7 protein-coding genes and 1 tRNA gene are annotated in these 10,887 nt (G+C 63.8%); 5 read left to right on the top strand and 3 right to left on the bottom strand.

All coding sequences use genetic code 11. The features are described from left to right. Positions 1–86: 86 nt before the first annotated feature. A complete protein-coding gene (locus JNK68_11955) occupies positions 87–914 on the bottom strand; it encodes a hypothetical protein (GenBank protein MBL8541070.1) in 828 nt (275 codons plus the stop codon). A 303-nt stretch (positions 915–1,217) separates the two neighbouring features. On the opposite strand from JNK68_11955, the gene JNK68_11960 reads away from it, so the two are divergent. From JNK68_11960 to metH, 3 genes are all read left to right on the top strand, one after another. Beyond that, entirely contained in the window at positions 1,218–1,469 is a 252-nt protein-coding gene (locus tag JNK68_11960; GenBank protein MBL8541071.1) for an accessory factor UbiK family protein, read from the top strand. Between the two features lie 26 nt (positions 1,470–1,495). Next, positions 1,496–2,992: a YifB family Mg chelatase-like AAA ATPase gene (locus JNK68_11965; protein ID MBL8541072.1), complete on the top strand. Its 1,497-nt coding sequence runs from the start codon at positions 1,496–1,498 to the stop codon at positions 2,990–2,992. Positions 2,993–3,091: 99 nt separating this feature from the next. After that, complete coding sequence (metH, locus tag JNK68_11970) at positions 3,092–6,787, top strand: methionine synthase (protein MBL8541073.1); 3,696 nt, start codon at positions 3,092–3,094, stop codon at positions 6,785–6,787. A 33-nt stretch (positions 6,788–6,820) separates the two neighbouring features. Here metH and JNK68_11975 read toward each other — a convergent pair whose 3' ends face one another. Then, positions 6,821–8,248, bottom strand: a complete 1,428-nt coding sequence (locus JNK68_11975) for a glutamate-1-semialdehyde 2,1-aminomutase (GenBank protein MBL8541074.1) — start codon at positions 8,246–8,248, stop codon at positions 6,821–6,823. A gap of 262 nt (positions 8,249–8,510) precedes the next feature. Further along, positions 8,511–8,585 (bottom strand) — tRNA-Met (locus JNK68_11980). Between the two features lie 222 nt (positions 8,586–8,807). On the opposite strand from JNK68_11980, the gene gltA reads away from it, so the two are divergent. After that, positions 8,808–10,142, top strand: a complete 1,335-nt coding sequence (gene gltA / locus JNK68_11985) for a citrate (Si)-synthase (protein ID MBL8541075.1) — start codon at positions 8,808–8,810, stop codon at positions 10,140–10,142. 4 nt (positions 10,143–10,146) lie between these two features. Continuing rightward, the coding region (locus JNK68_11990; GenBank protein ID MBL8541076.1) for a 2-dehydropantoate 2-reductase at positions 10,147–10,887 on the top strand (741 nt) is incomplete at its 3' end.

A 10,887-nucleotide genomic window follows, 5' to 3' on the forward strand; every position in this document is an offset into this window, starting at 1 on the left:
ACGAATTTCATTGCGCTGTTCCCCTGGAAGTAAGCAGCAGTGGAGGGCAGTCGGGATGACTGCCCAGGGAGCCGTGCGATGACACGTCAGAACGTCTTCGACAGGAAGGCGACGAACTGACCATCCGCGATGTTGGACGGATAGGTGGGAGGCCCGTAGGAGGTCGACTTGGCGTCCCAGGTGTCGGTGTAGAAGCCGCCGATCGTCGTTCCGGTCAGCCAGGGGGCGAGCTTGCCCAGGTCGTAGTTGGCGCCGACCTTCCAGTCGCCATACGAGTAGAGCGAGTTGTTGGAGAGGCCGCCATTCGAGCCAGCGAAATACTGGTAGCCGACGTGTGCGATCAGCGTGACACCGTAATCGGCGACCGGATACGCGGCAGTCAGGTCACCGTACCAGGTGCCGGCTGAACTGCGCACACCGAAGGTGTTCTCCGTGATGCTGAAGGAGTTCTTGAAGGTGATCCACTCCCAGCCCAGGGAGAAGTATGCCTCGAGGGTGTTCGCGCTCGCGCAGCATTGGCCGCCGAGGAGGTCGCGATTGATGTTGCCGGGATACGCGTAGTAGAGCAGACCGACGTCGTAGCTGATGTCCGAGTCGAGCACCTTGAACTTGTTGCGGTAGCCGCCGTAGAAGTCCATCTCGATGCTGGAGCTTGCGTAGGAGTTGCTGTCGGTAAGCCAGCTGATGTTCGAGTTCCAGTTGCCGATATAGAAGCCGCTCTCGTGGCTGAAGTCGAAGCCGCCCTGGATGGCCGGCTCGCGGTTGGTCTGGCTGAGGCCACGGAATATGTACTGGCTGGCGACGGTGACGTTCCCGGTAAACGTGTAGGGTGACGCCGGTTCTTCGGCCGAAGAGATCGCGGGGGCCGCCAGTGCACCTGCTAGCGCAGCGGCGAGGAGCGTTTGCTTTCTCATTTGATAGTCCCTTGTTGGTCAGGATGACGGGATGATGAAAAACTACGGCGCAGCGAGTTAGCATTCCGTGTGCCAATAGAATTATTTATATATATCAGTAAGTTGCGTGTACTCTGCCGATGTCTGAAAGGCTTTGCGCCTCGATGTAGTGCAGGAATTCGAGGCTGGGCACAGCCTTGGTGCGAAGAATCTGTGACTTTTTTCTGCGCGAACGGCGAGACTGTTGCGTGAAGGCAACAGTCCGACTTGACAAACGTAATTTGCTAGACTGGCGGGCCTATCAAGGCTGGCAGGAGAGAGCCCATGCTGAATGCGAAAGTGCTCGACGATCTCGGTAATCGCATCAAGGAAATTCTCGAGAAAAGTCCGGCGAAGGATGTCGAGAAGAACCTGAAGGCGATGCTCGCCGGCGCGGCATCGCGACTCGACCTGGTGACGCGTGAGGAGTTCGACGTGCAGACACAAGTGCTGATGCGCACGCGCGAGAAGCTCACGGAACTCGAAGCGCGACTCGCTGCCATCGAAGCGCGGAGCACTTCCGGCAGCGGCGGCTGATCCCTCGTGCGCGCGCTCCGTCCCGCTTGAGCCTCGCAGTCGTCCACAGCCGTGCGCTCGCGGGCATGTCAGCCCCGCTCGTGAGCGTCGAGGCGCACCTCGCCAACGGTTTGCCGAGCTTCACCATCGTCGGTCTGCCGGAGGCGGAGGTGAAGGAGGCGAAGGATCGCGTGCGTGCGGCCCTGCAGAACTGCCGGTTCGAGTTTCCTGCACGTCGCATCACCGTCAACCTGGCGCCCGCCGATCTGCCGAAAGAAAGCGGACGGTTCGATCTGCCCATCGCCATCGGCATCCTCGTCGCCTCGGGTCAGCTGCCGGCGGAGCATCTGGCCGAGTACGAACTCGCCGGAGAACTTGCACTGAGTGGCGCACTGCGCCCGATTCGGGGTGCGCTTGCCATGACGCTCAACGCGTGCCGCGATGGACGCAGCTTCATCCTGCCGCGGGAAAGCGCGCCGGAAGCCGCGCTGGTGGAGAACGCGACGATTCTTCCCGCCGCATCGCTGCTGGAAGTCTGCGCGCACCTTGCCGGGCAGACACCGCTCGTGCGTTACCGCGATTCGCGCATCACCCGCGCCGCCGAGTATCTGGATATGCAGGACGTGAAGGGCCAGACGCAGGCCAAGCGGGCGCTGGAAATTGCCGCAGCGGGTGGCCACAGCGTGCTGATGTCGGGGCCACCGGGCACCGGCAAGAGCATGCTGGCGCAGCGCTTCGCCGGCATCCTCCCGCCGATGACCGCAGACGAGGCGCTCGAATCCGCGGCGATCCAATCGGTCGGCAGCGTCGGCTTCGACGTGGAGGACTGGGGACGGCGCCCGTTTCGCGCGCCGCATCACACGGCGTCGGCGGTGGCACTTGTCGGCGGCGGCACGCACCCGCGTCCCGGCGAGGTATCGCTCGCCATGCACGGTGTGCTCTTCCTCGACGAACTGCCCGAGTTCGACCGGCGCGTGCTGGAGGTGCTGCGCGAGCCGCTCGAATCGGGTCGCATCACCATCTCGCGGGCGGCACGACAGGTGGACTTCCCCGCGCAGTTTCAACTCCTGGCGGCGATGAATCCCTGTCCCTGCGGTTACTTCGGGCACTTCAACGGTCGTTGCCGCTGCACACCGGAGCAGGTGGCGCGCTATCGGGCGCGAATCTCCGGTCCGCTGCTCGACCGCATCGACCTGCAGATCGAAGTGCCGGCGGTCCCGCAGGAACAGTTGGCGCAGCGCGCAGTCGGTGAGGCGAGCACGACGATTCGCGCACGGGTCGAGGCCGCGCACGCGCGCCAGATCGAGCGCCAGCAGAAATCCAACGCGAAGCTCGGTACGCGTGAGATCGACAGGTGGTGCGCCATCGACGAGGCGGCGCGCGCGCTGCTCAAGCAGGCCCTCACCCAGCTTGGGCTTTCGGCGCGCGCATACCATCGCATCCTGAAGGTCGCGCGGACCATCGCCGATCTCGCCAGCGCGACGAACATCACCCCCGCCCACGTCGCGGAAGCCATTCAGTATCGCCGGCTGGACCGCCTCTGATCCATGCCGACTCCGGGCGGCCGATGGCCCTCAGGGGAATTTGGTACGATGCCAGCCCCGGTTTCCCCACGCCCTCGCGCAAGCCAGGTTGCCAAAGCCATGCACAATGACACGGAACGTCGTCTGCACGCCCTTCTCGAGCGCCGTATCGCCATCCTGGATGGCGGCATGGGGACCATGATCCAGGGCTACAAGCTCACGGAAGCCGACTATCGCGGGGCGCGCTTTGCCGACTTCCCGCACGATGTCAAGGGCAATAACGATCTGCTGGTGCTGACCCAGCCGCTGGTGATCCGCGAGATCCACGAGGCGTACCTCGCCGCCGGCGCCGACATCATCGAGACCAACACGTTCAGCTCGAACGCGGTGTCCATGGCGGACTACCACATGGAACATCTGGTGCGGGAACTGAATGTTGCGGCGGCCCGACTCGCATGCGAAGCCGCTGCCGCGTGGACGGCGAAGAATCCGGACCAGCCGCGCTTCGTTGCCGGGGCGCTCGGCCCGACCACGCGGACCGCATCGCTGTCGCCGGACGTGAACGATCCCGGTTTCCGCAACACCTCCTTCGATGGCCTCGTCGCCGCCTACGGCGAGGCGGTGGCGGGGCTCGTCGGGGGCGGCGTCGACCTGCTGCTCGTCGAGACCATCTTCGACACGCTCAACGCCAAGGCAGCGCTCTTTGCCATCGACCAGTACTTCGTCGAACACGGAGTGCGGCTGCCGGTGATGATCTCGGGCACGATCACGGATGCGAGCGGCCGTACGTTGTCCGGTCAGACCGTGGAGGCATTCTGGAACTCGGTGTCCCACGCCCGACCGCTTTCGGTGGGGCTGAACTGCGCGCTCGGCGGCAAGCTCATGCGTCCGCACATCGAGGAGCTGTCGCGCATCGCGAACGTTGCGATATCGGCCTACCCGAACGCCGGCCTGCCCAATCCCTTGGCCGAAACAGGCTACGACGAGACGCCGGAGCAGACTGCCGCGTTTCTCGGAGACTTCGCGCAAAGCGGGTTCGTCAACATCGTCGGTGGCTGCTGCGGTACCACGCCGGCACACATCAAGGCGATCGCGGAAGCGGTGGCCGGACTGCCGCCGCGCCAGACTCCGACCATCGAGAAGAAGCTCCGCCTGTCTGGCTTGGAACCCCTCAACATCGGCGATGGTTCGCTCTTCGTGAACGTCGGCGAGCGCACGAACGTGACCGGCTCGAAGGCGTTCGCACGGCTGATTCTCGCGGGCAATTACAGCGACGCGCTCACCGTCGCGCGCCAGCAGGTGGAAAACGGCGCGCAGATCATCGATGTCAACATGGACGAGGCGATGCTCGACTCGCAGCAGGCCATGACGACGTTCCTGAATCTCGTCGCCTCCGAGCCCGACATCTCCCGCGTGCCGATCATGATCGACTCATCGAAGTGGTCGGTGATCGAGGCCGGCCTGAAATGCGTGCAGGGCAAAGCGGTCGTCAACTCCATCAGCATGAAGGAAGGCGAGGCGGAGTTCCTGCGCCAGGCGCGGCTGGTGCGGCGCTACGGGGCGGCGGCCATCGTCATGGCCTTCGACGAACAGGGACAGGCCGACACGCTGGCGCGGCGGATCGAGGTTTGCACCCGCGCCTATCACCTGCTGGTGAAGGAAGTCGGCTTTCCGCCCGAGGACATCATCTTCGATGCCAATATCTTCGCCATCGCGACCGGGCTTGAGGAGCACAACAACTACGCCATCGACTACATCGAGGCAGTGCGGGCGATCAAGGCCGGGCTGCCCCACGCCAAGACGAGCGGCGGCGTGTCCAATCTGTCGTTCTCCTTCCGCGGCAACGAGCCGGTGCGCGAGGCCATGCACACGGCTTTCCTCTATCACGCAGTGCAGGCCGGCATGACCATGGGCATCGTCAATGCAGGTCAGCTTGGGGTCTACGAGGAGATTCCGAAAGACCTGCTGGAGCGGGTCGAGGACGTGCTCTTCAATCGCCGCCTGGATGCGACCGAGCGGCTGGTGACCTTCGCCGAGAGCTTCAAGGGCGAGGCGAGGGAACGGGTCGAGGATCTCTCATGGCGTGACGCGCCGGTGGAGGAACGGTTGAGCCACGCGCTCGTGCGCGGCATCACGCAATGGATCGTGGAGGACACGGAAGAGGCGCGACAGAAGTTCGAGCGACCGATTCAGGTGATCGAGGGCCCGCTCATGGACGGCATGAACATCGTCGGCGACCTCTTCGGCGCGGGCAAGATGTTCCTGCCGCAGGTGGTGAAGTCCGCCCGCGTGATGAAGCAGGCGGTGGCCCACCTCGTGCCCTTCATCGAGGCAGAGAAGGCGGCGTCCGGCGATGCGCAGAGCAAGGGCAAGATACTGCTCGCAACGGTCAAGGGAGACGTGCACGACATCGGCAAGAACATCGTTGCCGTGGTGCTCGCCTGCAATAACTTCGACGTCGTCAACATGGGTGTGATGGTCCCGTCCGAGAAGATCCTCGCACAGGCGCGTGCCGAGAATGTGGACATCATCGGTCTTTCGGGACTCATCACACCGTCGCTCGAAGAGATGTCGCACGTCGCCAAGCAGATGCAGCGCGAGGGTTTCAGGGTGCCGCTTCTGATCGGCGGCGCCACCACTTCCCGTGTGCACACCGCCGTCAAGATCGAGCCGCACTACGCGGGCCCCACCATCTGGGTCCCCGATGCGTCGCGCAGTGTCACGGTGTGCAGCAGTCTGATGTCGGAAGAGCAGCGTGCGCCGTACGTGGAGAAACTCAAGTCGGAGTACGTCCGGGTACGAGAGCAACAGAAAGGCAAGAAGGGTCCGGCGCCCACGTTGTCGCTCGCCCAGGCGCGCGAGCGCGGCTTCCGCCCCGACTGGGGCACGTATCGTCCGCCGGTGCCCGCTTTCCTCGGCGTGCGCGGTTTCAGTGATTATCCGCTTGCAGACCTCGTACCCTTCATCGACTGGACACCTTTCTTTCAGACCTGGGAGCTGAGCGGCCGCTATCCGGCCATCCTGGAGGACAAGACGGTCGGCGAGGCGGCGCGTGCGCTGTGGAAGGACGCGCAGGCCATGCTGCCGCGCCTGGTGGACGAGAAGTGGCTGGGTGCCAGCGGAGTGGTCGGTCTGTTCCCGGCGAATGCGGTCGGCGACGACATCGAGATCTACAGCGACGAAGCGCGGCGCGACGTGATGATGACTTTCCACAACCTGCGCCAGCAGACGGAAAAGCCGGAAGGGCGATTCAATCGCTGCCTGGCGGACTTCGTCGCGCCGAAGGAATCAGGTGTGCGCGATTATCTCGGTGCGTTCGCGGTGACCGCGGGCCACGGCATCGACGAGCGCGTTGCGGAATACGAGGCGCGACACGACGATTACAGCGCGATCATGCTGAAAGCGCTGGCCGATCGCCTGGCCGAAGCGTTCGCCGAACACCTGCACTGGCGCGTGCGCCGCGAGTTCTGGGGCTACAGCCCGGGGGAGGACACCGACAACGAGCGCATGGTGCGCGAGCAATACCGCGGGATCCGCCCTGCGCCGGGCTATCCGGCATGTCCCGACCACACCGAGAAGGGACCGCTGTTCGCCCTGCTCGATGTGCCAGCCAGGGCGGGCATGACGCTCACGGACAGTTTTGCGATGTTGCCCACAGCGGCGGTGTCGGGATTCTACTTGGCCTATCCCGAGTCCCAGTATTTTGCGGTCGGCAAGGTAGGCCGCGATCAGGTGGAGGACTACGCGCGGCGCAAGGGGTGGGACATTGCTACGGCAGAAAAATGGCTCGCGCCGAACCTCGGCTACGAGCCATGATCGATCGCGTGACCGCTGCAGCGGGCGCGCAACTTACCCCGGATCGGGCTGGTTGTAGTGACGATAGACGATCTGCGACGGTCGGCCGACCAGGTATCGCTCCACGCCGTCCGCGAGCGCTTTCTTGTAGACCGCGAGTGCACCATCGATTGCGGCAACGGTGCGGTCGATGTCGTCATCGGCGTGCGCGTAGCTCACCACCAGCGACGGCATGAGGACACCGCGGCGGATCGTTTCCTGCAGGAACAAGGTGCGGAATGCCTGCGAAGACGCCTTGTTGGCGTCGAGCGTAGCGTAAAACAGGCAGCAGGGCTTGCCGACGATCTTCACGTATTCGGACAGGTCGTGGCGGCGGATCACCTGCTGCACCTCGGTCTTGAGGCGGGTTCCCTGGCGGTACAGGTGCTCGATGACGGGTTCCTGCCGATAGGCCCGGATGGTGGCGATGGCGGCGGCGAGCGCGTGAGTTTCTGCTCCATGGGTGGTCGATAGCAGGAACACGCGTGGCTTGTCGTAGTGATCGAGGCCGCCCAGCCGCATGAATTCCCGCTTTCCAGCGAGCGCCGAGACGGCGAACCCGTTACCCATCGCCTTGCCCCAGGTCGAAAGATCCGGGGTAACGCCATGCAGTTTCTGCGCGCCCGCGTTGTGCCATCGGAAACCGGTGACCATCTCGTCGAAGATGAGCAGCGTGCCAGCATCGTGGCAGGCGCGCTTCAACTCTTGGAGGAAATTGTCGCGCGGTGGTTCGGTGCGCTCCACCTCCAGGATGCAGGCTGCGATCTGACCGGGGTACTGTTCAAAGAGTGCCTTGACGCTGGCAATGTCGTTGTAGCGGAACTTGACGGTGAGTGCCTGCGTTGCCTGCGGGATGCCCGCGTTTATGGCAGTGGTCCCGATGAACCAGTCATCGACCGAAAAGAACGGGTGATCGCCGCAAATGGCGATGAGATCGCGCCCGGTGTAGGCGCGTGCCAACCGAACCGCACCGGAGGTCGCGTCGGAGCCGTCCTTGCAGAACTTCACCATCTCGGCAGTCTTGATGAGGCCGAGGAACTGCTCCGCCGCGGCGACCTCGATCGCTGCCGGGCGTGTGAAGTTACAGCCGTTGGTGAGTTCCCGCTGCACCGCCTCCACGACCGGCTGGAAGCCATGGCCAAGGCCGACCGTGCGGTTGCCCATACCATACTCGATGAACTCGTTGCCGTCCACGTCCCAGACGTGCGAACCCAACCCGCGTGCGATGAAGCCTGGTGCGAGGACAGGATACTGATCGTCGCCTTTGGCGTAGGTATGGCAGCCGCCTGGGATGACGGCGTGGGCGCGCTCGCGCAGCTGGTTTGATTTGGTGAAGATGGGAGAGCCTATCGGGCAGTCGTCACCATCTTCCACGTGCTCAGACGAACCAATCTCGTCTGCCTCTCCGACGACGTTACTGCCGCCGCTCGATCCGTCCGTCATGGCTTCCTCGCTGTCAAACTGGGTCGATACACTATTCCTGCCCATTCATCCTGCCCAACAGCAGCCTGACCAACGGCTGGAAAGCAGTACGAGTTTCCGTGCCATTCCTTTCAGGAACCTTTCGACCGTTTGCCATGGATGGGCCCAGCGCGAGGAGGGCGCTGGCGCTGAAGAGCGCGACGGGTATCAGGGACAGAGACGTGCTTCACAATCGGCGATCGCGGCTGACCACGAGTGACGCTGAAGCGAGGCGGGCAGGAGTTGGTGGCGAATGAGGGATTTGAACCCCCGACCAAAGGATTATGATTCCTCTGCTCTACCGCTGAGCTAATTCGCCACTTATCTATCTGGCGCCGCAGAAGGGCAAGGTGCATTCAACGAGGCAGTGGAGGGTAATGACCCGGCCCCCCCCTGTCAAGGCGCAGCGCCCTCGGCCGGCCGGCCACTCTCTGCAATTCAGCAACCACACTGTCCCTGCCCCCGCAGGCCCACTGTTTCGACCTTGCGGGCAAGGCCCGTCGTGCCCGATCATGGGAAGTTAACCGAGGAGGCACGACATATGGGGCGCAAACTTCCCGATCTCGAGATCGTTGGACCCGCGACGGGCGAGAAGGTCACGATCATCTTTCACGCCGATGGCAGGCAATACGATCTTCCGCTCCTCGCGGGCACGCACGGCCCGAAAGTCATCGACATCAGGCGCCTCTACGCCGAAACCGGCTATTTCGCCTACGATCCGGGATTCATGTCGACGGCGAGCTGCGATTCCGCGATTACCTATATAGATGGCGAGCGCGGCGTATTGCTGCATCGTGGCTTTCCGATCGAAGAACTGGCGGCCGACGCCAGGTTTCTCGAAGTCTGCTATCTGCTGCTCTACGGGGTGCTGCCCAATCGCACCGAGCTGCAGAGCTTCGAGCACGTGATCAGCCATCACAACATGGTGCACGAGCAGTTCAAGCGCTTCCTCGAAGGCTATCGTCGGGATGCCCATCCGATGGCGGTGATGGTGGGCACTGTCGGCGCCTTGAGCGCCTTCTATCACGATCGGATAAACGTCAGGGACCCCGAGGCGCGGATGGTGGCCACGCACCGCATCGTCGCCAAGATGCCGACCATCTGCGCGATGGCTTTCAAGTACTCGATGGGTCTGCCGTTCATGTACCCGCGGAACGACCTCGACTATGCGTCGAACTTCCTGCACATGTGCTTCGGCGTGCCGTGCGAGGAGTATGTCGTCAACCCGGTGCTGGCGCGGGCCATGAACCGCTTCCTCGTGCTGCACGCCGACCACGAGCAGAACGCTTCGACATCGACCGTGCGCATCGCGGGCTCGAGTCATGCCAATCCCTACGCCTGCATCGCGGCGGGCATCGCGGCGCTGTGGGGGCCGGATCACGGCGGCGCCAACGAGGCCGTCGTCAACATGCTGCGCGAGATCGGCACCAAGGAGCGGGTGCCGGCTTACATCAAGCGCGCAAAAGACAAGAGCGACCCGTTCCGCCTCACCGGGTTCGGCCACCGGGTCTACAAGAACTACGACCCGCGCGCGGCGATCCTCCGCGAGTCCTGCCACGAGGTTCTGACCGCGCTGGACAAGCGCGACGAGCCGCTGTTCGAGCTTGCTCTGGAACTCGAGCGGATCGCTCTGGAAGACGAATACTTCATCCAGCGCAAGCTCTTCCCGAACGTCGACTTCTACTCCGGCATCATGCTGCGGGCGATGGGCTTCCCGACCGAGATGTTTCCACCGCTTTTCGCCCTCGGGCGCACGATCGGCTGGATCTCGCAATGGAAGGAGATGATCGAGGCACCGGATCAGCATATCGGGCGGCCGCGGCAGCGCTACGTCGGCCCGTCCATACAGCCCTATGTCCCCCTGATGGAGCGTTGATGCGATGAAGATATGCGTGGTGGGCGCCGGTTCGATCGGCGGCATGCTCGGCGCCAAGCTCGCCCTGGCCGGCGAGGAGGTGACGCTGATCGCGCGCGGCCCGCACCTGGCCGCCATCAGGGCGAACGGTCTCAAGCTCGTCGGCCACGACGGAGCCGAAGTGGTGGCGCGCGAGGTGAAGGCGACCAGCAGCATGGAGGAAGCCGGCGTCCAGGACGTCGTGATCCTCGGCATGAAGGCGCAGCAGTTGCCGCCGGTGGCGGCTGATCTGCGGGTGATGTTCGGCCCGGATACGGTCGTGGTGCCGACACAGAACGGCATTCCCTTCTGGTACTTCCAGAAGCACGGCGGCGAGCTCGACGGGCGCATTGTGGAATCGGTCGATCCCGGCGGCGTGTGCGTCGCGAACATCGAGAAGGAGCGCATCGTCGGGTGTGTCGTCTATCCTGCGGCCGAGATTGCCGCTCCCGGCGTGATCCACGTGATCGAGGGCGACCGGTTTCCGATCGGCGAGATCGACGGCGTCGAGACCGAGCGCGCCAGGCGCATCTCGGACGCGTTCATCCGCTCCGGCTACAAGTCGCCGATCCTGCCCAACATCCGCTCCGAGATGTGGCTCAAGCTCTGGGGTAATCTCACCTTCAACCCGATCAGCGCGTTGAGCCATTCGACGCTCGTCGACATCTGTCAGTACCCGCTGTCGCGCGATCTTGCGGCGAAGATGATGACCGAGGCGCAGACCATC

Source organism: Betaproteobacteria bacterium, assembly GCA_016791345.1.
GTDB lineage: Bacteria > Pseudomonadota > Gammaproteobacteria > Burkholderiales > JAEUMW01 > JAEUMW01.